Source organism: Pedobacter sp. AC464, from assembly GCF_979253075.1.
The window spans coordinates 1888943-1911338 of record NZ_CEEDBV010000002.1; the positions used below are offsets into that span (position 1 = coordinate 1888943).

At 39.1% G+C, this 22396-nt stretch carries 20 protein-coding genes; 7 read left to right on the top strand and 13 right to left on the bottom strand.

All coding sequences use genetic code 11. The features are described from left to right. Window positions 1–17 precede the first annotated feature (17 nt). Window positions 18–668 (bottom strand): PH domain-containing protein, encoded by a 651-nt coding sequence (locus AC0IWT_RS19235; protein ID WP_471798395.1) that lies wholly within the window; start codon window positions 666–668, stop codon window positions 18–20. 92 nt (window positions 669–760) lie between these two features. After that, a complete protein-coding gene (gene rsmI, locus AC0IWT_RS19240) occupies window positions 761–1471 on the bottom strand; it encodes a 16S rRNA (cytidine(1402)-2'-O)-methyltransferase (protein WP_471798396.1) in 711 nt (236 codons plus the stop codon). A gap of 104 nt (window positions 1472–1575) precedes the next feature. Between rsmI and serS the strand changes: the two genes are divergently transcribed. Further along, entirely contained in the window at window positions 1576–2847 is a 1272-nt protein-coding gene (gene serS / locus AC0IWT_RS19245) for a serine--tRNA ligase (RefSeq protein ID WP_471798397.1), read from the top strand. Window positions 2848–2962: 115 nt separating this feature from the next. On the opposite strand, the gene AC0IWT_RS19250 is transcribed toward serS, so the two are convergent. The 5 genes from AC0IWT_RS19250 to fabV all read right to left on the bottom strand — a co-directional run bounded on the left by AC0IWT_RS19250 (window position 2963) and on the right by fabV (window position 7337). Continuing rightward, on the bottom strand, window positions 2963–3274 hold the full coding sequence (locus tag AC0IWT_RS19250; RefSeq protein ID WP_056871935.1) for a hypothetical protein: 312 nt from the start codon (window positions 3272–3274) through the stop codon (window positions 2963–2965). A gap of 98 nt (window positions 3275–3372) precedes the next feature. Then, on the bottom strand, window positions 3373–4062 hold the full coding sequence (locus AC0IWT_RS19255; protein WP_471798398.1) for an SIMPL domain-containing protein: 690 nt from the start codon (window positions 4060–4062) through the stop codon (window positions 3373–3375). Between the two features lie 527 nt (window positions 4063–4589). Then, the gene (locus AC0IWT_RS19260) at window positions 4590–5042 is read right to left on the bottom strand and encodes a cold-shock protein (RefSeq protein ID WP_010601333.1); all 453 of its coding nucleotides are present in this window, start codon (window positions 5040–5042) and stop codon (window positions 4590–4592) included. 481 nt (window positions 5043–5523) lie between these two features. Next, window positions 5524–6078 (bottom strand): GNAT family N-acetyltransferase, encoded by a 555-nt coding sequence (locus AC0IWT_RS19265; protein WP_471798399.1) that lies wholly within the window; start codon window positions 6076–6078, stop codon window positions 5524–5526. A 65-nt stretch (window positions 6079–6143) separates the two neighbouring features. After that, on the bottom strand, window positions 6144–7337 hold the full coding sequence (gene fabV / locus AC0IWT_RS19270; protein ID WP_471798400.1) for an enoyl-ACP reductase FabV: 1194 nt from the start codon (window positions 7335–7337) through the stop codon (window positions 6144–6146). A 257-nt stretch (window positions 7338–7594) separates the two neighbouring features. Here fabV and AC0IWT_RS19275 point away from each other — a divergent pair, with 257 nt between their 5' ends. Together AC0IWT_RS19275 and AC0IWT_RS19280 are read left to right on the top strand one after the other, a co-directional pair. Next, window positions 7595–8299 (top strand): DUF2490 domain-containing protein, encoded by a 705-nt coding sequence (locus AC0IWT_RS19275; RefSeq protein WP_471798401.1) that lies wholly within the window; start codon window positions 7595–7597, stop codon window positions 8297–8299. 96 nt (window positions 8300–8395) lie between these two features. Further along, window positions 8396–9286 (top strand): hypothetical protein, encoded by an 891-nt coding sequence (locus AC0IWT_RS19280; protein ID WP_235528602.1) that lies wholly within the window; start codon window positions 8396–8398, stop codon window positions 9284–9286. Window positions 9287–9294: 8 nt separating this feature from the next. Here the strand turns inward: AC0IWT_RS19280 and AC0IWT_RS19285 are convergent, their stop codons facing one another. The 6 genes from AC0IWT_RS19285 to AC0IWT_RS19310 form a co-directional block, all read right to left on the bottom strand. Continuing rightward, window positions 9295–9741 (bottom strand): DUF1572 family protein, encoded by a 447-nt coding sequence (locus AC0IWT_RS19285; protein WP_471798402.1) that lies wholly within the window; start codon window positions 9739–9741, stop codon window positions 9295–9297. Between the two features lie 116 nt (window positions 9742–9857). Continuing rightward, entirely contained in the window at window positions 9858–10592 is a 735-nt protein-coding gene (locus AC0IWT_RS19290; protein WP_235528601.1) for a head GIN domain-containing protein, read from the bottom strand. A 116-nt stretch (window positions 10593–10708) separates the two neighbouring features. Beyond that, the gene (locus tag AC0IWT_RS19295; RefSeq protein WP_471798403.1) at window positions 10709–11416 is read right to left on the bottom strand and encodes a M1 family metallopeptidase; all 708 of its coding nucleotides are present in this window, start codon (window positions 11414–11416) and stop codon (window positions 10709–10711) included. A 10-nt stretch (window positions 11417–11426) separates the two neighbouring features. Continuing rightward, window positions 11427–12365: a gluzincin family metallopeptidase gene (locus tag AC0IWT_RS19300; RefSeq protein WP_471798404.1), complete on the bottom strand. Its 939-nt coding sequence runs from the start codon at window positions 12363–12365 to the stop codon at window positions 11427–11429. A 194-nt stretch (window positions 12366–12559) separates the two neighbouring features. Beyond that, the gene (locus AC0IWT_RS19305; RefSeq protein ID WP_471798405.1) at window positions 12560–14428 is read right to left on the bottom strand and encodes a CocE/NonD family hydrolase; all 1869 of its coding nucleotides are present in this window, start codon (window positions 14426–14428) and stop codon (window positions 12560–12562) included. A gap of 6 nt (window positions 14429–14434) precedes the next feature. Further along, the gene (locus tag AC0IWT_RS19310) at window positions 14435–16303 is read right to left on the bottom strand and encodes a CocE/NonD family hydrolase (RefSeq protein ID WP_471798406.1); all 1869 of its coding nucleotides are present in this window, start codon (window positions 16301–16303) and stop codon (window positions 14435–14437) included. A 199-nt stretch (window positions 16304–16502) separates the two neighbouring features. Between AC0IWT_RS19310 and AC0IWT_RS19315 the strand changes: the two genes are divergently transcribed. From AC0IWT_RS19315 to AC0IWT_RS19330, 4 genes are all read left to right on the top strand, one after another. Then, the gene (locus AC0IWT_RS19315; RefSeq protein WP_471798407.1) at window positions 16503–17390 is read left to right on the top strand and encodes a DUF6515 family protein; all 888 of its coding nucleotides are present in this window, start codon (window positions 16503–16505) and stop codon (window positions 17388–17390) included. Between the two features lie 96 nt (window positions 17391–17486). Then, a complete protein-coding gene (locus AC0IWT_RS19320; RefSeq protein WP_471798408.1) occupies window positions 17487–18647 on the top strand; it encodes an esterase-like activity of phytase family protein in 1161 nt (386 codons plus the stop codon). A 124-nt stretch (window positions 18648–18771) separates the two neighbouring features. Further along, window positions 18772–20178 (top strand): dihydrolipoyl dehydrogenase, encoded by a 1407-nt coding sequence (lpdA, locus tag AC0IWT_RS19325; protein ID WP_471798409.1) that lies wholly within the window; start codon window positions 18772–18774, stop codon window positions 20176–20178. A gap of 624 nt (window positions 20179–20802) precedes the next feature. Beyond that, the gene (locus tag AC0IWT_RS19330; protein ID WP_471798410.1) at window positions 20803–22323 is read left to right on the top strand and encodes a choice-of-anchor I family protein; all 1521 of its coding nucleotides are present in this window, start codon (window positions 20803–20805) and stop codon (window positions 22321–22323) included. Window positions 22324–22396: the final 73 nt, after the last annotated feature.

A 22396-nucleotide genomic window follows, 5' to 3' on the forward strand; every position in this document is an offset into this window, starting at 1 on the left:
AACACAGCAATGCGATATTAAAAACTATCTAAAATAGCAGCTTTTTTTGCCTCATATTCTTCCTGGGTAATCAAATGCTTATCGTACAAAGTTTTTAGTTTGCGCAATTTCAATGTCGTCTCATCTTCAGGCTCTTCCACAACCTCTGCAATTTGAATTGGCTCAGGTTCAGCAATTTCTTTTTCTACACTATGGAAATCGGCAACGGGCTGTGGCGAAGGATTTAGAGTTGATGCCATTGCCCTGTTTTCTTCAAGCTTTTGTTGGTGTAGTAGCTCCTTGTAAGCTTCCAGCTGCTGGTTTGCGGCCTGATGTAACTTCCTTGCCTGAATTTTTGGAATAAATTCTGTTACAATGTTTTCTCCATGCTGCGGCACGCAGATAAATTTAGAGCCAAAAAACTCTTCTTTAAAAGAAACTTCTTTTACACTTTTCCATGAAATATCTTTGAAATTCATCGTTAGGCCAAGGTTGCCAGGCTCGCAGTAAAAAATGCGTTTGTTGGTAATGGCAATGCTATCCGGCAATAAGTTTACAGCGGGTTTTTTCTGTACACCGAGGTACAAAATTTCCTCGCCGCTGGTTAAAAGGTCGTTTAATTTTCCAATAACCTTTTCAACAGCCTTTGGGTCTTGCTCATCACTTAAAAATCTATCTATACTAATCATAATGTTTAATTTTTCTTTGAGATAGCTTGCTACCTCCTTTGGTAAACTGGTATATCGTTTATTATTTCTGTATACGATGTTATTAAGAATGGCTACTCATCAACATCATTATACTTGCTTTTACTCTTAATTGCTGGCTTCCCTGCAATGCAAATTACAAATTCTCCTTTTAAAGTATTGTTTTCGAAATGTGATTTTATTTCTACCAGCGTTCCCCGAACGGTTTCTTCGAACATTTTTGTGAGTTCGCGGCTCACCGAAGCTTGCCTGTCTGCGCCTAAATATTGCGCAAATTCCTCCAATGTCTTCAATAAACGGTGCGGACTTTCGTAAAGTATAATGGTACGGTCTTCTTCAGCAAGTTTTTTAAATTTAGTTTGCCGCCCTTTTTTAACGGGTAGAAAACCTTCGAAACAAAAGGACTCTGCAGGTAAACCCGAATTAACCAGGGCCGGAACAAATGCTGTTGCACCGGGCAAACACTCTACAGGTATATTATTTTTTATCGCTTCGCGAACCAGAAAGAAGCCGGGGTCGGAAATTGCGGGTGTTCCGGCATCAGAAATCAACGCAATTTTTTGCCCTTCCTGTAAAAATCTAATTATTTCTGATGTGGCTTTGTGTTCGTTGTGCTGGTGATGTGAGAAAACGCGTTTATCGATACCAAAATGTTTTAGCATTGGAGCACTCGTACGGGTATCTTCGGCAAGAATTAAATCGCATTCCTTCAAGATCCGGATAGCCCGAAAAGTCATGTCTTCTAAATTGCCTATAGGCGTAGGTACGAGAAATAGTTTGCTCATTTGTTTTTTTTAGATTTAGGAACTACGATCTGAGCATTTCAATAAAATCTAAAATCGTAACCCGTAATTCGTAATTCAATCTTATCTTTGAAAAAAATTAAATAATGCTGCAAGTTAATTATATCCGCGAAAATAGAGAGAAAGTTTTAGAACGTTTAAGTGTACGCAACTTTAAACAACCAGAGTTGGTAGATGAAATCATCAAGATAGATGAAGAGCGTCGTTCTACCCAAACTTCTTTAGACAACGTTTCCGCAGAGGCAAATGCAGCAGCCAAACAGATTGGCGATTTGATGCGCACCGGTAAAAAGGATGAAGCTGAGGCAATTAAAGTTAAAACGGCAACACATAAAGAAAGCATTAAAATGCTTACTGAAAAATTGAATGAACTTGAAACGGCGCAGTTTAATGCTGTTGTTCAGTTGCCAAACCTTCCGAATAATTTAGTGCCAAAAGGCTCAACTGCTGAAGAGAACGAGGTGGTTTACCTCCACGGTGCTCCTGCAGAATTGCCAAATAAAGCCTTGCCACATTGGGAACTGGCGGCGAAATATGACATTATCGATTTTGAGTTGGGTGTTAAGATAACTGGCGCAGGTTTTCCTGTTTATAAAGGAAAAGGTGCCAGATTACAACGTGCTTTGATAAATTTCTTTTTAGATCATGCTACTGCCGCAGGCTATAAAGAAATGCAGGTTCCGCACCTGGTTAACGCCGCCTCTGGCTTCGGCACCGGGCAGCTACCCGATAAGGAAGGCCAAATGTATCATTCTACTGTTGATGATTTGTACCTGATACCTACTGCGGAAGTTCCGGTAACTAATTTATACCGCGATGTTATTATTAAGGAAGAAGATTTGCCGATTAAAAACACGGCTTACACACCTTGTTTTCGCAGAGAGGCGGGCTCATACGGCGCACATGTACGTGGTTTAAATCGTTTGCATCAGTTTGATAAGGTAGAGGTTGTGCAGATTACGCATCCCGATAAATCTTATGAAACGCTGGAAGAAATGAGCACTTATGTTCAATCTTTGCTACAGGAATTAGGCTTGCATTATCGTGTTTTGAGACTTTGCGGTGGCGATATGGGTTTCACATCGGCGATGACATACGATATGGAAGTTTGGAGCGCAGCACAAGAACGTTGGCTGGAGGTTTCTTCAGTTTCAAACTTTGAAACTTATCAGGCGAACCGGTTAAAATTGCGCTTTAAAGGAAAAGAGGGTAAAGCTCAACTGGCGCATTCGTTAAATGGAAGTGCTTTGGCATTACCTCGAATTGTGGCATCAATTCTGGAAAATTATCAAACTGAAAACGGAATAAAAATTCCTGAAGCTTTGGTAAAATACACCGGTTTTGACATTATTGATTAAGATAGGCAGCTGGTCTAAAATTCCGCACTGAGATAATAATTGATTCAAAAAACAAAAGCTTTGCAGTTATGCAAAGCTTTTTGTTTTTTATATGATAGATGTAGTTGTGTACTGATTATAAGATCAAAATCAATAATAAAATGATGATGATAATTGCACCAACTGATAAGTAAACGCCACCAGAAACTGCACGAGCCTGACCCTTCAACTCTCTTAATTCATTACGTAAAGCTTTACGTTCAGTTTTTGTTAGGTTAGATTTGTCCATGTCTCTGATTTCTTCAACACGGGTTTTAATTTTTTCTAACTTCAAAGATTGTTCAGCAGTTAATTCCGTTGGGTTTTTTGCCTTTTCAGCAGCCTGAACTGAATTAAAACTAATTCCTAAAGAGAAAATAAGGGCTAAAGTGTAAATGAATTTTTTCATAATATTTATTTTTTTAGTGTTTCGATGTGTACGTAACAAAAAACCTACCAAAATGTTCTGGTAGGTTTCAAAGTGTGGGTAATTAAATGTTAAATAATTTATTTGATTTCGAAAACAGCATTAATTGTAAAGTTTAACTTTATTTTTTTGAAGTCAATTTCAGGCGCTGCATCTGCAGATTCAGCCATGCCTGCTTTCATCATGTAGTTTCTGTAAACAGGTTGTATTATGTTATCACCGCCATCCATTATTTCGATTACGTTACCCAATTTGTCGCCTAAAGCGGTAAGCATGTACGTTGCCTTCTCTTTTGCATTTAGCAGCGCTTTAATCTTCAAGTCTTTCTTTAAAGTTTCAATTTTAGAATAGTCGTAGCTTTCGATATTTGTGCCCGCAATCCCCTTGGCATCAATCTCGTCTATTATCGAGTTAAATTTATTTAAATCGCTTACTTTTAAACGATATTGTTTACTCGCTAAGAAATCGGGATTTTTCTTTTTCTCGGTCGCGTAATTCCAGCTGCTTAAATTGCTTATTGTCAAATTTTCTTTCGAGATTCCTGCTTTTTGTACAGCAGCATAAAGTTGTTTTTCCAGTTCGGTGATTTCGACTTTCTTTTTCCCGTTTAAATATTCCTTCAACGAAATGCTGATGTAAATAATATCTGGCGTAACCTCGGTTTCGGCAGAGCCGCTAACGTTAATTTTTCTACGTAAATCTGCCTGCTGAGCCATTGCAGATGAGAGGCCTAAAAATGCAACGAGTGCAATTGCGATTAACTTTTTCATATTCAAATTTTCTTTGTGTGTGCTTTAATGATGTAAGAATGATACAAATTCCACACCGGGATTTTAAAATCCATTGTTTTTTATAAGTTTGGGTTAGTCGTAACCGGCAAAATAAGCCTGGTTATTTAATCATCCACGAAATAAAAATTAGCGGTTGCGTTTGCTATGAGGTTTATTAACAGCGTTTTGAGATGGCTGTAAATTTTAGAGCATGCTTGTTACCGAAATAAATTTAGATAAAATAATTTTATTTCAGTTTTGGGTGTTATTATGCATTTAGTCCTAAAAGGAGATTTTATCCTGGCCATTTAAACCCGACAGAAGCGAGCACGAAGTAAAGCGTATGGCGGGACTAAAATAACCGAAGACTGCTGAAACCTGATTTTCAGATTATTTTTGATGGAGAAAATAAAAATATGCGCTAGGTTTTATGCTTAAATAGAAGGAAATATAAATGATTATAAAACCTTGCGCAGCAGAAATTTCTGCAGAATTTTTTACCCAGTTCTGGGTTCCGAGAATTAGAATTAAACTTTAGAAACCTTAACAGCAGTTGGTCCTTTTTGACCCATTTCTACCTCGAAAGTAACTTTATCGCCTTCTTTAATTTGAGTTACGCAACCATTAGCGTGAACAAAAATGCTATCCTGAGTTTCAGTGTTTTTTATGAAACCGTAACCTTTACTATCGTTGAAGAAGGTAACTGTTCCTTTTTTAACAGGATTTTCATCAATAATATCCTCTTGTCTGGAGATACCAATTTGAATGTCTTCGGTATTGATAACTTTCTTCTTTTTCGGATCTGGTGGAGTAGAAGAGATGTTCCCGTTTTCATCAACGTAAGCCATCATGTCTTCAAGCGCTAAGCCTTTTTTAGCATTCGCCTGACGTTCTTCTTTTTTCTCTTGTTTGTCTTTTTGTTTTTTTAATCGTTTTTTTTCGTTCTCTTTTTTACTGTATGTTGCCTGAGATTTAGCCATATTTATTTAATTGTTTTTGTTTTTAGAAAGATGAGAGGAAATGGAGAATTATCCAAAGATAACAATACTAAAACGAAAACACGATTTTATTCCGACAAGCGTTGTAGGCTGATGTTTTTTTAGCCGCAGAGAAAGCATTCACACGGATTTCAATTTGTTTTTGTGTTTCTGTGGCTGATATTAAAATGGTGTAGGTTTTTTAATTTTGCCACGGAAGTACGATTTACACAGAATTGGGTTTCGTTTTTCTGTGTCTTCTGTGTTTCTGTGGCTGGTATTGAAACTGATGCAGGTTTTTTAATTTTGCGACGGAAGCACAGATTTACACAGAACTGGGTTTCGTTTTTTCTGTGTCTTTTGTGTTTCTGTGGCTGATATTGAAACTGATGCAGGTTTTTTAATTTTGCCGCGGAAGCACAGATTTACACAGAACTGGGTTTCGTGTTCTGTGTGTTTTTATAAAGCAAATAATAATCTTTGATTATTTGTTAGTGGATAATTGCAGGTGTTGCATCCAGTCTGATTTATCAATTTGATAGACAAAATTCCATTTGACTGATTCACCATAATAGGCGATTTCTTGCTCGCCAATTTTTTTTGCGCCAAGTTTTTCTGTTGCTTTTTGCGAACGAAAATTGGTGGCACCAATGTGGAGAATTATACGCTCTACAAACTGGAAAGCATAATCCAACATTAATTTTTTTAACGAGGCATTATGTCCTTTGCCCCAATAATTGCGGCCAATAAAAGTGTAGCCCACTGCTACCGAACCATGCTCTTCATCTACTTCGTAATACCTCGAACTGCCAACTACATTCCCGGTTGCAATGTCGTAAACAATAAAAGCACCTTTCGATTCTATGGCGCCTTTGAAGAAATTTTCAAAAACTTCGCGTTTGTAACGATCTTTATTTGGGTGTTGCTCCCAAATTAGTGGATCGGAAGCTACGGCATAAAGTTTTTCAAAATCCCCGGCCTTTAACGGAACCACTTCAATCAAATCATTCGATAAAGTTGGTTGTAAATCCAAATTCATAAATGTTATATAATGAAATTGTCGGAACACCGTTTTTAAGCATTCCGACAAATTCAATAAAAATATTATTCTACTAATCCTTCAATTTCTACAACCTCATTCGCCTCTTTCTGATAGTCGACTTTCTCAACCTCAAAACCGAAAAGACTTAAAAAATCAGATCTGTAGCCAGGTAAATCACCTATCGCCGGTAAAGTTTCAGTAGTTGCCTCCTCCCAAAGCTTTGCAACTTTTGCCTGCACATCATCACGCATCTCTAAATCATCGATTCTTATTCTTCCTTTTTCATCAACAGGAACGTCGTTTCCCGTGTACAATCTTTCTGCGTACAAACGCTGAATTTGCTCGATTGTACCCTCATGGATTCCTTCCTCTTTCATTATTTTGTACAATAACGAAATGTACAATGGAATAACCGGAATTGCAGAACTGGCTTGTGTAACCAAAGCTTTATTCACAGAAACGTAAGCGCTTCCCTCAATATCTTTAAGGCTATCGGCAATGGTAAAGGCGGTAGCTTCTAAATCATCTTTTGCACGGCCAATTGTTCCTTTTCGGTAAACAGGTTCGGTTAATGCAGGGCCGATGTACGAATAAGCAACGGTTTTAGCGCCTTTGGCCAATAAATTTTCAGCCTTTAAAGCATCAATCCACATTGCCCAATCTTCGCCGCCCATCACAGCTACAGTGTTTGCAATATCATCTTCAGTAGCTGGTTCAATTGAAATTTCGGTAACATTTCCGGTGTGGAAGTCTACCGTTTTGTTTGTGTAGGTTCCGCCAATTGGCTTTAACGTAGAACGGTGCGAAACTTCAGTGTCAGGGTGTTTTCTAACCGGCGAAGCCAAGCTGTAAATCACCAAATCTACCTGACCCAAATCCGCTTTAATAAGTTCTATTGTTTTTGCCTTAATCTCTTTCGAAAAAGCATCGCCGTTAATACTTTTTGCATACAGGCCCGCTGCATGAGCCTCTTTTTCGAAAGCTGCACTATTGTACCAGCCAGGAGAAGCCGTTTTACCAGCCGATGGCGCTTTTTCAAAAAATACACCGATTGTAGCGGCATCAGAACCAAAAGCAGCGGCAATACGAGATGCCAAGCCGAAGCCGGTTGACGCTCCGATAACCAATACCTTTTTTGGCCCGTTGATAGCGCCTTTAGATTTTACATATTCAATTTGGTTCTTTACGTTCTGAGCGCAGCCATCAGGGTGAGCAGTTAAACAAATAAAGCCCCTCATTCTCGGTTCAATAATCATTTTGTTCTTATTTTACGTTTGCAATTTGAAATCAACTCGTTGTAAAAAGCATTTTCTGAGCTAAATCCTCAACGAAGATAAATTTTTAATTCTTTACCACTAAAAGAAAATCAATTTATCATTTCCCAGATCGATAAAACTGTTCTTTTATATTTAACAATAATTTAATTTTGTGTTTCAGCATTAGTCAATTTCTCCTAATTTAGCAGCAAAATGCCCGCTTGCTGCTGGCTGAGGTAAACCGGATTATCTTTATTATGAGAAGACTACTATTTTTGGCGATGATTAGTTTCATGGCATTAGGGAAACTTTCTGCACAAACCCAATACCAAAATTCTGGTTGGTTTATGTTTTTAAACAACACGAAGTTTAATAAAAAGTGGGGCTTGCAATTCGACCTACAAGTTCGTTCTTCTGATGACTGGAAATCTGTTCGAAACACTTTGGTACGCCCTGCAGTTCAGTATTTTATTAACGATAAAAACAATGTTGCGTTGGGCTATTTGTGGCAGACAACGCAGAACCAATTAATAGGCAGCTCCAATAACGTTATGCATGAACATCGTATTTTTGAGCAGTACATTTATACCCATAAACTAAGTTCGATACTTGCAACCCACAGATTCCGGGTGGAGCAGCGGTTCATCGAGCGGCCTAACGAAGATGTTTTCGCCCAGCGTTTCCGATATTTTTTCCGGTTTATTCAACCTTTGGTCAAAGTTGAAACAGGTTTTACAAAGGGGCCGTTTGTGGCACTCCAGAATGAGGTTTTCCTAAATATTCAGAATAAGGAAAAAATTAACAATAGTGTATTCGATCAAAATCGGTTATACCTGGCCGCGGGCTATCGTTTTTCTAAAAAGTTTGATATCGAGGCCGGATATATGAATCAGGCGGTAAAAAACACCTCCAATCATACAAATAATAACATCATTCAACTAGCTGTTTATACAAGGTTTTAATCTGGTTTTAATGACTCAAAGTCATTTTTTGTAGCAGATTAATTACAAAGTGTTAAAGGGCTTGTAATAGTTGTTGCTTTTCGCTCAATTTGCCGCGTGAAAAGATTTTCTATATTATTTTTGGCGCTCCTGTTCGGCAAGCGGATGCAAGCTCAGGAAGTTGAAACATCATCAAAAAATGTTGCACCAACTTCAAAAAGTTTATTTAATCCCGAACATAAAAGAAAAGATTCGCGAAAAGGTGATTTCTATTTTCACTGGGGTTACAACAATTCATGGTATGGTAAAAGCGATATCAGATTTCAGGGACCAAATTACGATTTCACTTTAAAAGACGTTGTCGCACACGACAGGCAATCAAAATTGAGCTGGAATTATTTAAACCCGGGCTTAATAACAGTTCCTCAGTATAACATCCGTTTCGGCTATTTCATCAAAGATAATTATAGCATTTCAATCGGTTGGGACCATATGAAGTACGTAATGGACATACCACAATCGGTTTCTGTTACCGGCCATATCGGCGCCAAGATTACTCCAGAAAATGTTCCAACAGGTTCCTTGGCAGGAGATTACAATGGCCAAACCATAAATGTAAAAGAGAGTATGTTAACTTATGAACATACTGATGGCTTCAATTATGCAAATATTGAGGTTGAACGTTATGATGACATCTGGGTTGCCCCGGGGGGAAATACTTCATTAACACTAGAAACCGGCTTAGGTGGTGGTTTAATGGTTCCACGTTCTGATGTTCGCCTTTTCGGCTTAGGTAGAAACAACCATTGGAATATTTCTGGATATGGGGTTTCTGCTAAAATCGGACTAAAATTCTATGTTTGGAAAAATATTTATCTTCAGAATACCACTAAAGTTGGCGCAACTAACTTAACAAATGTGCACACAACCGGTTGGGATGAGTATGATAAAGCCAGTCAGAAAATAAACTACCTCGAAAATATGTGGACTGTAGGCGTTCACTTTTAGTTACTCAGTTAAACATCCAGCAACCTTCGGTGGTAGTTAATCTGCCCGAGGTGATAGGCGAGGTGTGTGCTTAAGTGAACAAGGAAAAACTCAGTCGAGGTTTTTTCTTCAAGTACCAACAGCGGATATTCGTTTATAAGTTCTGCTTCGCTTAGATTACCGAGTGATTGCTCAATAACAACGATCGTTTGGTCAATACATTGAAGAAGTTCGTCGCGTTTAATATCCTTTAAAGAAAATTCTAAGGGCCTGTTTCGAACATAATCTGTGCCACCGATAGTGGCGCCAATGTACAGGTTTAAATTTCCAATTAAATGAAGGCACAAATTACCGGCCGAATTAGCAATAGTATGCTCAACCTTCCAGATGTTACATTCCTGGCGATATAACTCAAGCTCGCCTTTCAGTTTTTTAAGGTCTCGTGTAAAAAGAGATGTTAAAATTGGTATTAGCATTAAGCAAATTTTTTGCTCTAAAGTAATCATAACGATTCGAATGCAATTCGAAAATTCAGGTTAAAAAAAAAGCCCTGAAATTTTCAGGGCTTTCTTAAGCTAAAATTATCCTTCAATTAGATTTTTCTAATTCTTCCAGAACCAATTACTGTTTTTTCTACGGTCGCGTTGCCCGAATAATTTACATTGCCCGAACCGCTTATTACCGCTTTAATGCTTTTATCTGCCTTGATTTCAATCGTTCCAGAACCGCTTAAAGTTGTCGAAAGATCTTCAACAGTAAAGTTTTTTCCTCCAAAATTTCCAGAGCCGCTAATTACAACTTTGGCATCGTCTGCAGAGCCATCGATATTCAATTTTCCAGAGCCGCTAATTACGCCATTAAAGTCATCTACGTTGGCAGAAACAGTTATAGTTCCTGAGCCACTTAGTGCAGATGATAATGTTTTTGCGGTAACTCTACCTTTTACACTCATGTTACCAGAACCGCTCATGGTTAAGCTGTTTAGCGTTTTTGCAGTAACGTAAGCCGTAATTTTTTTGTTTTCATATTTGTGTTCCCAGCTCGTCCAGCTGTTTTGCGGACGAATAATCAGCACATTGCCTTTAACTTCTGTTATCAAGGTAGAAATCGCATCCGCATCACCCTCAAACCGGCAACTTTCAGTATTGCCAAGCGTAATAACAACGTTAATTGGTCCTCCAGCGGCCACACCAGAAAAATTTTTAACATCTCTGTCATCACCTGAAAGTTTTGAAGCACTAACTTTTATTGGTTCAGTAGCTATTGCGCTGAAACTTGAGCTGAATAAAACGGCCGCAAGTAAAATTGAAAATATTTTTTTCATCATTCTAGAAATTAAACCTTTGCTGTTGCCAGCCAAGGCACGGTTAATTAAGGATTTTTAATATAAGACGACGATTTTCTCAATAAGTTGCATGTAGGTTAACTTTTTGTTGAAACGGACTAATCGGAACTTTTTTTGATGGAGATGTAGAATAGTGGGTCGTTTTTAAAATTGTCAGCATTAATGGTTGAACCAAGTTTAATTGTTTTCCAATTGTTTGTGGGCTTAATTAAACTATATGCGCCTTCTTTTAAAGTAACCCTAACAGGCATATCGAATTCTTTTACATCGCTTACCCAACGGTAACTTAGCAATCCATTGTTGATTTTATATTCCAAAACCGGAATTTTGGTGTAACGCAGATATTGGTCAAAAACCTTATTTAGCTTTATTCCGCTTTTCGTCGAAATGTACCGCTCTATCTCATCTGTTGTCACCGTTTTATGGTAAAAAGTTTTGCTTAAGCCTCGTAGAATTGCTCTAAATTTCTCGTCATTATTAATTAACTGGCGGATGGTGTGGATTAAATTAGCCCCTTTTGGGTACATATCTCCGGAGCCTTCTTTGTTTACGCCATATGGTCCAATTATCGGAACATCATTTCTAATAGTTTTTTGAAGCCCGATTGCATACTCATTTGCTGCCGCCTTGCTTTCTGTGCATTCTGTAAACAACACTTCAGAATAATTTGTAAAGCCTTCGTGTATCCACATATCGGCAATATCTTTTGCCGTAATACTGTTTCCAAACCACTCATGCCCGCTTTCGTGTACCGTAATAAAATCCCATTTCAAGCCATGTCCTGTCCCGCTTAAGTCCCTTCCCAAATAACCCTTTTTAAACTGTTCCGTATGCAACAGCGCTTTGATGCTCCATGCCCAAGTGTGGTGCCTGCACAAGCTTATACCCGTCTTTATACCATGGATAAGGCCCGAACCAGTACTCGAAACACTTAATCATCGGTTTTACGTCAGCATCCCAATGTGGGCGGGCTTTCGCACTATCCACCTGTAGTGCCCAAAAATCTAAGCTTAACTTTCCATTTTCTCCGACGTAGCTATCTGTCCAATGTGCATATTTTCCAATGTAAAAGGTTACGTCGTAATTATTAATCGGATTACTTACAAACCAATTGTGTTGTTTATAACCGCCTGGTTTATCAACAATACTTCTTAATCTACCATTCGATATCTCCTGTAATTCTTTCGGTACGCTGATGCTGATAAGCATGCTGTCTACTTCATCACTTTGATGATCTTTGTTTGGCCACCAAACACTGGCGCCCAAACCCTGGCACGCTACCGATACGAACGGATTTCCGGCAGAATCTTTTTTAAAGATTAAGCCACCATCCCACGGTGCATTTCGAGCCACAGTCGGATTCCCTGAATAAAAAACCGTGAATCTATCTTTACTCCCTTTTTTTATTGTATTGGGAAAAGTGATGAAAACAGCATTATATTCTCTGCTAACGGCCAATTCGTTACCCTTGTAAACTACTTTTTCAATTTTTAAGTTCGAGAATAGATCAAATTGCAGTTTTTTGAAATCCTGAGTTGCTGTGAAAGCAAATTCATTGCTTCCGCTAACTGCCCTTTGTTCCAAATCTATTTTAACATCTAAATGGTAATAATTGATATCGTAACAGGTGCGCAACGGCGTTAATGTACCTCTAAGGCTATCAGCTCTGGAATTAGCTTGGTTTTTACCCAGCATTTGAGCTTTCGAAGCTGAAATCGAAAGGGCTAAACCGAGAATCAAAAATATTTTTTTCATTTTTTTAAATTTACGCCATGCTGCGATGCATCTTTTTTATTATTGTTTCGCGTTCAAAAATGGCGAAAAGACTTCCTGTGACTGGAACATTTCGTAATTTTCAAAACGAATTATGTTTATCCGAAATTGATAAGATAATCAGTTCTCTCGTTCGCGAATAACGATTGGTTTTTTAACAGCAGTAGCTCACAACGTTATTTAATCACGTCAACCTCAATAAAACTATCATTAAATATCGTCTGCGTAGCTTTTATATAATCGGCTTCTGTTGCTTTATATGGATTATCGACAAATTTCTGCGGGTTTCGGGCAAACAGCGGAAAAGCAGTGCTTTGAACCTGAATCATAATTCTGTGGCCCTTTTTAAAAGTGTGTAAAACATCCTGCAATCTGAAATTTACATCGGTTTTTTTGTTTGCAACCAAAGGCTCAGGTTTTTCAAAACTATTGCGGAAACGGGCCGGCATAATCTCCGACCGAACCATTTGCCAGTAATTGCTTAGCGTAATGTTTTTATTTGGGATATAAGGATTATTCGGTTCATCTGCAGGGTAAACATCTATCAGTTTTACAATAAAATCTGCATCTGTTCCCGTTGTTGCAACTTTAAGATGCGACATAATCTCGCCACCAAGCGTAATGTCATTCTCCAAAACCTCTGTCTGAAAAACCAAAACATCGGGTCTGCGGCCCGCAAAACGCTGGTCTTCACTCATATAATTGTGAGGTGTAAAGCCCAGTGTTGTGGTTAAATCTTCTGTGTAAGGAACCGGTTTCAGCGGGTCGCTCAGGTAAGCTGATTCGCCTGCAGTTGTTGGCGCATTCATGCTCAATTTGCCGTCAGCGCCTAAAAATAGCTTTTGCCTGCTAGCTTTTTCCGTTGGCCATTTATCAAAAGTTTCCCAGTTCTTTTTGCCGGTATCGTACATATACGCTTCGGGTAAACCGGTGTTTTTATCGCCTTTGCCCTTTAAAAAATGATTAAAGAATTTCGCCTCTATATTTTTTTGATAAAATGTAGCAATACTATCGCCAAAATACACGTTGCTGTGCATTGTATGGCCAGTTTCCCGGCTCCATCGCCCATGCCCAAACGGGCCCATCACGATAGTATTATAAGCATTTGGGTTTTTCTTTTCAATAGACTTATAAATGTTTAGTGGTCCGGATAAATCTTCTGCATCATACCAGCCACCTACAACCATCACAGCCGGCTTAATTGTGCTATAATGTTTCAACAAGCCACGTTTTTGCCAGAAATCATCATAGTTAGGATGATTTACGGTTTCCTGCCAAAAAAAGTTATCCTTATAATATTTGTCGGCATTGCTTAGCGGACCTAAATCCAAAGCAAACTGGTAACCATCTTTTGTATTTGGTTTGATGGTTTGTTTGCCATACCATGCGCTGGTCTCCGGTCCGGCTTTTTGAACCCCGAACACGGGAAAAGTGAAAAAATAACTTTGTAAAAATGAACCGTTGTGATGAAAATCATCAAAGAAAAAGTCTGAAATTGGTGCTTGCGGGGAAGATGCTTTCAACGCTGGATGATTGCTCAATATGCCTGCTGCGGTGTAAAAACCTGGATATGAAATGCCCCACTGGCCAACTCTGCCATTATTATTTGGAATATTTTTTACCAGCCAATCGATTGTATCATAAGTATCAGAACCTTCATCAACATCAGTTTTCGCTTTTTTATTGTCGATAACCGGTGTCATATTTGTAAAAGTACCTTCGCTTTTATAACGGCCCCGCACATCCTGCATTACCACAATATAACCTTCCTTCATCATCAAATCAGATGGGCCGAGTTTTGCAGGAAATTTATCTTCGCCATAAGGCGCTATGCTGTAGCAGGTTCGCTGCATAATCATTGGGTATCTTTTATCTTTCGAAGCATCTTTGGGTGTATAAATGGCTGTAAAAAGTTTAACACCATCACGCATCGTGATGTAGATTTCCTTTTTGGTAAAATTTTCTTTTGGGTAACTTCCTGTTTGAGCAAAACTTGCAGAAGCCGACAGGATTAGAGCGAAAACAATAAGTTTGATGTATTTCATGTTTATTTATTTTAAAACGGATACGCTGATGTATGAACTGTTTGAAGTGTCGTGGTATATCTTATGGGTAGCTTTTTGAAAATCACCGGGTTCTGCCTGATAAATGTCCATAAATTTCTGAGGGTTTCTATCGGCTAATGGAAACCATGAATTTTGAATCTGAATCATTATTTTGTGTCCCTTTTTAAAAGTATGTGCAACATCTGGCAAGGCATAATTAACTTTAGTAATGGCACCAGGAACAAAGGCTTCAGGTTTTTCGAAAGTGTTGCGATACTTTCCGCGTAAAATTTCACCTCGTACCAGCATTTCGTAACCGCCCATCATTATGTTGTTTGGATTCGGGCTGGGATTTGGTTCATCTTCCGGGTACACATCAATCAATTTTACAACATAATCGGCATCAGTGCCTGTTGTAGAAACCACAAGGTTTGCCAATACAGGTCCTGTTAAAGTAATATCGTCCTTTAAAGCATCTGTTTGGTAAGTTTTCACGTCAGGCCTTCGGGCAGCAAAGCGCTGGTCGTCTATCATATATTCTCGTGTGCGTTTAGCTTGCACACCATCCTGGTATGGAACCGGATGGTTGGGGTCGCTTACGTATTCGTCCCAGCTATCGGTTCTGCCAACCTTCTCAAAGGCAAGTTTTCCGTTAGGCTGCAAATAAAGATTTTTAGTTTCAACCTCTTTTGGTGGCCAGCTGCCAAATTTTTTCCATTCATTGCTTCCGGTTACGAAAATATTAGCTTCAGCGGCTTTAAAGTCGCCTTCGCCTTTTAAATAGTTTTTAAAAAATGGCAACTCAAATTGTTGCTGGTAATCGATACTGGTGGTTTTCCCAAATTTAATATTCCCAAAAGAAGCGCCATCGCTTCTAACCCAGCCTCCGTGAAACCATGGTCCGGCTACCAAAATATTATTGGCTTCAGGATTTTGTTTTTCGATGGCTTTATAAGTTGCGAAAGTTCCGTAAGCATCCTCAGCATCAAAAAAGCCACCTACAACCATAACGGCAGGTTTAACATTTTTAAGATGTGGAATGATGTATCGTGCCTTCCAGAAGATATCAAGATTGGGGTGTTTAACCAAATTGTTCCAAAACTTAATGCTATCCGCAAAATATTTATCCTTTAAATTTTTAACCGAACCCGATTCGAGGTAAAAGCGGTAGTTATCTTGTATTGGAAAATTGAAACCTTTCGGCCCTTTGTCTGGTGTAATAGGTTTTGGTCGCGGAACACCGAAACCACTCATGAAACTAAATGCATCCATTAAAAACAAGGCGCCGCCGTGGTGGAAGTCGTCGCCGATAAACCAATCGGTAACCGGTGCCTGTGGCGAAACGGCTTTCAAAGCCGGGTGTGCGTTGGGTAGCGAAGTTGTCGAATAAAAACCCGGATAGGAGATTCCATAAATACCTGCATTACCATTGTTGTTCTTTATGTTTTTTACCAGCCAGTCAATGGTATCGTACGTATCTGTACTTTCATCGATATCTTTCTTTCCCTTTTTTAAAGTTTGTGGACGAATATCCTCAAAAGTCCCCTCACTCATCCATCTTCCGCGAACGTCCTGATAAACGAAGATAAAACCTTCACGCATCATGGCCGGAAAATTCCCAAGGCTAAGCTTATACTTATCTTCCCCATAAGGTGCAACCGTATAAGGTGTTCTGTTAATGAGAAAAGGGTATTTTTTGGATTGATTTTTGGGTATATAAATTGATGTAAAGAGTTTTACGCCGTCACGCATTGGTATTTGTCGCTCTATTTTTGTGTAGTTTTCCCTTACATATGCCGAATCCGGTTGCTGAGCAAACATTTCGTGCGAGACGAACAAACAAATTACGATACCTAAAATTTTACTGAGGTTCATTTTATGATTGGTTTAGAGAATAAAATTTAAATATAGTCTTTCTCCGAATTGAATCGAAAAAACAGCCCGTAAAAGGTTTGTTAGAAAGCTAATAGAAGTGGTTAGTCATTCCAGTATCAGAATTTAGTTAAATTAGGTTAAGAGGTAATCTTTTAGGGTTTTTCAACGTCATATAGATAATTGATTTAAATAAAAACAAATGAAAAGGTTATTAAATAAAGGGTTGGTTGTTTTCGCTGTTGCGGCGATGGTAACAACATTAAGCATTGATACTGCTTCTGCTCAGAGACCAAGCAGAGGTGGCGGTGGCGGAAGCAGCATGGGCGGCGGTGGCCGTTCTGGCTCCATGGCACCCTCGCGTGGTGGTTTCTCAAGGCAGCCTTCAATGCAGGCGCCATCGGGTAACCGAATTTCGCAGGCACCAAACCGTGGAAGCTATAACTCTGGCGGGCTAAACCGCCTTAGCGGAGGCCGACCTGAGCGCCTGGGTTATCGCCCAAATTCTGGTTACAGACCAGGAATTGGTGTAAGGCCCGGTTATGGTTACCGTCCGGGCTATGGCTATCGTTCTGGTTACCGAGGAAGAGCTTATTTTGGTTATTACAATTACTACAGGCCATTTATCGGTTTCAGGTTAAACGTTTTGCCTTATGGCTACTATCCGTTTTATTACGGCCCCGACCAATATTATTATTCTGGCGGATTATTTTACCGTCAGTACGAAAATAATTACCAGGTGGTTGTGCCGCCAGTGGGTGCAGAAGTTCCAAACTTACCCTCTGATGCAAATCTGGTTACAATAGATGGTGTAGATTATTACGAGTATAAAGGTGTTTACTACACCCAGGGCACCAATAAAGATGGCAAGGAAGTTTATATTGTTGCCGGTAAAGATGGTGTTTTAAATACAACCGACGGACCTGTTGATACACACCAAATTGGTGATATCATTAATGTTTTGCCTGATGGCTGCAGAGAAGTAACCATTAAAAATGAGAAATATTTTGTTTCTCCCGATGATGTTTACTACGAAGAGGTAACCAGCGGCAATACTACAACTTACCGTGTTATCGGAAAGCTATTTTAATAAGTATTAATATAATTTTGAACCGCTTTGATTTAATATTGAAGCGGTTTTTTATTGGCCTAAATTCTATATTTTTGTCAGATAAAAAGAATTGGTTTGAAAAAAATATCACACAAAACCATACTGGGTTACCTTGCATTTGTTTTGTTGCTTACCTCATGTTCGGCAACCAAACAATTAGCGCTGCAGCAAGAAACCACAGTTTCATCAATAAAATTTTTGGATGAGTACATTGTGCCATTAAATCAAACTTTTCAAAATACAATAGTCGGGGGCTTATCCGGTATTGATTATGATGAGAAAACAGGTAAATATTATTTGATGAGTGATGATCCGTCGCAGGTTAGCCCGGCGAGGATTTACACTGCCAAAATTGACATCAATAATTATAAAATTGATACCATTAATTTTACAGGGCTTATTCCAATTTTGCAAAGCAACGGACAACAATACCCAAAATACGGATCAGTTAAAAGTTTAAAGGCAGATGGTGAATCGGTTAGATTTAACCCGAAAAATCAACGTCTAGTTTGGAGCAACGAAGGCGAGCGGCTATTTAAAAATGGTGATTCAATTCTCGTTCAGCCCGCACTTACATTTTTAACCTCTACAGGGAATTTTGTTGATACGATTCCATTGCCGAAGGGTTTTCATTTTACAAAAAGCGAAAACGGGCCAAGAAAAAATGCCCTTTTCGAAGGCATTACTTACGCAGATAATTATACAACCCTTTATGCAAGTCTGGAAGAACCACTTTATCAGGATGGAAGGCAAGCCGCTTTTGGCTACGACAGAGCGCTAACCAGAATCTTGAAATTCGATGTAAAGCGTAAAAAAAATACAACGCAGTATGCTTACAACCTGGGCGATTTACCTGTAAACCCAACAGTAGAAAGCGACTGGAATTTAAATGGTATTTCCGAAATTCTGGCCATAAACCACCACACACTTTTAGTTATGGAGCGTGCCTGGGCCAAAGGGCACGATGACCACACCTTTATAAAACTTTACCTTGTTGATTTAAAAGACGCTGAAAACGAAATCGATAATAAATCTTTTTTAAAAACCCCGCCAAAGCCATTAAAGAAAAAGTTGCTTTTTGATTTTGATAGCCTGAACATTCATATCGATAATTTTGAAGGCGTAACGTTCGGACCAAAGCTTCCGAATGGCCATAAATCTTTAATTTTTTGTGTTGATAATAATTTCGGCAAAACCCAGGTGCAGCAATTTTTTCTTTTCGAAGTTATGCCCTGAGCACGGTTCGTTTTATTGGTTTTAAGCCAGAATTTTACCGCATCGTGTCTTTGCTTTAAGCTTTTGATTTTCAGCTTTCGGCCTTTTTTCCCTACCTTTGTATAATCAAAATTATCAAGAAATTATGCAATACGATGTCGTTGTTATCGGTTCAGGGCCGGGCGGTTATGTAGGCGCAATCCGTTGTGCTCAGTTAGGTTTAAAAACTGCGGTTATAGAAAAATACAAAACTTTTGGAGGCACTTGCTTAAATGTGGGTTGTATTCCTTCCAAAGCTTTATTGGATTCTTCAGAGCATTTCCATAATGCCGCACACACCTTTACCACTCACGGTATCGATTTAAAAAACCTTAAGGTTAATATGCCGCAAATGATCGCCCGTAAAGACGATGTTGTGGCCCAAAATACTGCAGGTATCACTTATCTGTTTAAAAAAAATAAAATCGATTCTTATGAAGGCGTAGGTTCCTTCGTTGATAAAAATACCGTGCTAATTACCAAGGCAGATGGTTCTACCGAAACTTTAACGGCTAAAAACGTAATTATTGCTACAGGCTCCAAGCCTACAGTGCTGCCGTTTTTGCCGGTAGATAAAAAACGAATTATTACCTCTACTGAAGCTTTAAATATTACCGAAGTTCCAAAAAGCATGGTCGTAATTGGTGGTGGCGTTATTGGTTTAGAATTAGGTTCTGTTTATGCCCGTTTAGGCACTAAAGTTTCCGTTGTAGAATTTCTTCCATCTATTATCGCAACTATGGATGCCAGTTTAGGGAAAGAACTTCAGCGTGTGTTGAAGAAAAATCTGGGCATGGAATTTTACATGGGTCATAAGGTTACCGGCGCTACAACAAAAGGTAAAAATGTTACGGTAACTGCCGAAACTCCAAAAGGCGAAACCATTACTCTTGATGCTGATTATTGCATTGTTGCGGTGGGCCGTACGGCGTACACAGAAGGATTAGGCCTGGATAAAATTGGAATCACAATCGAAGAGCGGGGCAAAAAAATCCCTGTAAACGAGCATTTAGAAACTTCAGTTCCTGGTGTATACGCTATTGGCGATGTAATTACCGGTGCAATGTTGGCGCACAAAGCCGAAGATGAAGGTACCTATGTTGCTGAAACTATCGCCGGACAAAAACCACACATCAACTATAATTTAATCCCTGGTGTAGTTTATACCTGGCCGGAAGTAGCCTCCGTTGGTTTAACAGAAGAGCAATTAAAAGAAAAAGGTACAAAATACAAGGCCGGTTCATTCCCTTTCAAAGCGAGCGGACGTGCTAAAGCAAGTATGGATACCGACGGGTTTATTAAAGTGTTGGCCGATGCTTCAACTGATGAAGTTTTAGGTGTGCACATGATTGGTCCGCGGGCTGCAGATATGATTGCTGAAGCTGTAATTGCAATGGAATTCCGGGCATCTGCAGAAGATATTGCACGTACCTGCCATGCGCACCCAACATACACAGAAGCCTTAAAAGAAGCTGCTTTAGCTGCAACTGATAACAGAGCGATACACATTTAACAAGAAACATCGAGCTAAACGTTTTCCAAAATTAAGTCTTTGGTTTTGGTTAAAAGCTTGAAGTTCTTTTAAAAAAGCCGGTAAATTTTTATCGGCTTTTTTGCATTCTGAACTTTTCTTCATTTTTACCAGTTCTTACGAGTGTTTTCGCTGTTTAGAAAGGCATTTTAAAAAGTGTCTTTAACGAAAATTTGCAACTTTTTTTCCGGTAGCCGGGATGATGACAAAATACACCTACAGCAGTTTTAGATGGCACTCCGCAAGTTCTTTCCTTACATTCGTAAATATTTCGACGATGTTGGTTTTATACATTTTTGGGCATGCCCCAAGCTGCGCAAGGGTCGGGCTATCCGTTACAATCTTTTTTGAAGAAAATCAAAAAAGGATTTCCACTACTATCCCTCATGCAAAACCCGAATCATCATCACTTCGCTTTCAACATTAGGCTTTTCCAAATTAACCCCGATTTGCTGCTGGCTATTGCCCTTCGTTCTTAATTACAGGCTTTCAATCCTTCCTTCGCTGCGGGTTCAGCTTCATCATTCCTTAACAAAATGATAACAAACAAGGTTAAAAAATAGGCGTTCGCGAAATTTATTTTTGCGGTTCAGATATTATAAAACCATGAACTGTAAAAAACTTTTCGTTGCCCTTTTAATGGCAATGATGGCTTCAACTGCCTGTAAAAAAATCTCAGAGCCTGTTGAAGAAACCGAAAATATCGTTGCCGAAGACATAACAAGTTTTAAAGAAATTGCCACAATCGACCTGGGTGGAGAAACATCTGCGGAAATATCTGCCTACGACCCATCCACGAAAAAACTCTTTGTAGTGAGTAACGAAGGTGGCGCAAAGGTTGAAGTTGTTGATTTAGCCAACTATCCAACGGTAACCAAGTTTAAAACGTTAAGTTATCCCGCCAATGCAGGCATAAACAGCGTTGCAGTTTCAAACGGTTTATTGGCCATTGCTTTGGATGGTGCTAGTAAGCAGGGAAATGGCGACGTAGTTGTTTTAAAAACTTCAGATTTATCTGAGGTTAAAAAAATTACCGTCGGGGCAATGCCGGATATGGTAACATTTAGTCCTGATGGAAATTACATACTTTCTGCCAATGAGGGCGAACCAAGTGATGATTACACGGTAGACCCAAAAGGAACAATTTCGATAATAAATATTAAGGATAATTATTCGGTTAAAACGCTTGACTTTGCCTCGCTCGAATCGCAAAAGGCTAACCTGGTGGCTGGTGGTTTCCGGATTTACGGCCCAAATGCGAGTTTTGCACAAGACATTGAGCCGGAATATATTGCAATCAGTGCTGATTCTAAAAAGGCTTATGTAACCTTGCAGGAAAATAACGGTGTAGCTGAAGTAGACATCGTTTCAGGCTCAATTACTAAAATCAATCCTTTAGGTACAAGAGACATCAGCCTTGCTGAAAATCCTTTCGATGTTAGTGATAAAGACAACAAAATTCTTTTATCTAACTGGCCAATAAAGGCATTTTACCTTCCCGACGCAATTTCATTCTTTTCAACTGGCGGCACGTCTTATATCGCACTTGCAAACGAGGGTGATACGAGGGCCTGGAAAGGTTACGATGAAGAAGTACGTGTTAAAAGTTTAAAGTTAGACCCAACAAAGTTTCCAACAGCGGCAACTTTACAGCTCGATGGAAATCTTGGCAGGTTAACTGCAACCAAAGCTTATGGCGATACAGACGGTGACGGCGATTACGACGAAATATATGCTACCGGTGGTAGAAGTTTAAGCATTTTAAATGCAAGCACTGGGGCGTTAGTTGCAAATATTGGTAAAGATTTAGAACAACATGTTATCGATGCTGGCAAATATGACGATGAGCGCTCAGACAATAAGGGTGTAGAAGTTGAAGGTGTAACTGTTGCACAGGTTAATGGTAAAATGTTGGCATTTATCGGCCTTGAACGCGCAGATATGGTTGCAGTTTACGATGTTACCACACCCGCTGCCCCAAAATTTGTTCAGCTATTCTCTACCGGAGATGCTCCGGAAGGCGTGTTATTTGTGAAACCAAAAGATAGTCCCAATGGGCGAAGTTTACTGATAGTTGCCAGTGAAGGCGATGGAACGGTGAAATTCTTTCAGCCAAACAAAATATAAATTTTAAAGCCCCGCCAATAAACGGGCTTTTTTATTGTATGTAAATGATAAAAATCGCTTCGGATTTACAAAG

Excerpts from the sequence above, each read along its gene's own strand:
- lpdA (WP_471798409.1), top strand. The coding sequence starts at position 18,772 with ATGCAATACGATGTCGTTGTTATCGGTTCAGGGCCGGGCGGTTATGTA.
- AC0IWT_RS19330 (WP_471798410.1), top strand. The coding sequence starts at position 20,803 with ATGAACTGTAAAAAACTTTTCGTTGCCCTTTTAATGGCAATGATGGCT.
- AC0IWT_RS19250 (WP_056871935.1), bottom strand. The coding sequence starts at position 3,274 with ATGAAAAAATTCATTTACACTTTAGCCCTTATTTTCTCTTTAGGAATT.
- AC0IWT_RS19235 (WP_471798395.1), bottom strand. The coding sequence starts at position 668 with ATGATTAGTATAGATAGATTTTTAAGTGATGAGCAAGACCCAAAGGCT.
- AC0IWT_RS19275 (WP_471798401.1), top strand. The coding sequence starts at position 7,595 with ATGAGAAGACTACTATTTTTGGCGATGATTAGTTTCATGGCATTAGGG.
- AC0IWT_RS19285 (WP_471798402.1), bottom strand. The coding sequence starts at position 9,741 with ATGCTAATACCAATTTTAACATCTCTTTTTACACGAGACCTTAAAAAA.
- AC0IWT_RS19305 (WP_471798405.1), bottom strand. The coding sequence starts at position 14,428 with ATGAAATACATCAAACTTATTGTTTTCGCTCTAATCCTGTCGGCTTCT.
- AC0IWT_RS19315 (WP_471798407.1), top strand. The coding sequence starts at position 16,503 with ATGAAAAGGTTATTAAATAAAGGGTTGGTTGTTTTCGCTGTTGCGGCG.
- AC0IWT_RS19290 (WP_235528601.1), bottom strand. The coding sequence starts at position 10,592 with ATGATGAAAAAAATATTTTCAATTTTACTTGCGGCCGTTTTATTCAGC.
- AC0IWT_RS19300 (WP_471798404.1), bottom strand. The coding sequence starts at position 12,365 with ATGAAAAAAATATTTTTGATTCTCGGTTTAGCCCTTTCGATTTCAGCT.
- AC0IWT_RS19255 (WP_471798398.1), bottom strand. The coding sequence starts at position 4,062 with ATGAAAAAGTTAATCGCAATTGCACTCGTTGCATTTTTAGGCCTCTCA.
- rsmI (WP_471798396.1), bottom strand. The coding sequence starts at position 1,471 with ATGAGCAAACTATTTCTCGTACCTACGCCTATAGGCAATTTAGAAGAC.
- fabV (WP_471798400.1), bottom strand. The coding sequence starts at position 7,337 with ATGATTATTGAACCGAGAATGAGGGGCTTTATTTGTTTAACTGCTCAC.
- AC0IWT_RS19265 (WP_471798399.1), bottom strand. The coding sequence starts at position 6,078 with ATGAATTTGGATTTACAACCAACTTTATCGAATGATTTGATTGAAGTG.
- serS (WP_471798397.1), top strand. The coding sequence starts at position 1,576 with ATGCTGCAAGTTAATTATATCCGCGAAAATAGAGAGAAAGTTTTAGAA.
- AC0IWT_RS19260 (WP_010601333.1), bottom strand. The coding sequence starts at position 5,042 with ATGGCTAAATCTCAGGCAACATACAGTAAAAAAGAGAACGAAAAAAAA.
- AC0IWT_RS19310 (WP_471798406.1), bottom strand. The coding sequence starts at position 16,303 with ATGAACCTCAGTAAAATTTTAGGTATCGTAATTTGTTTGTTCGTCTCG.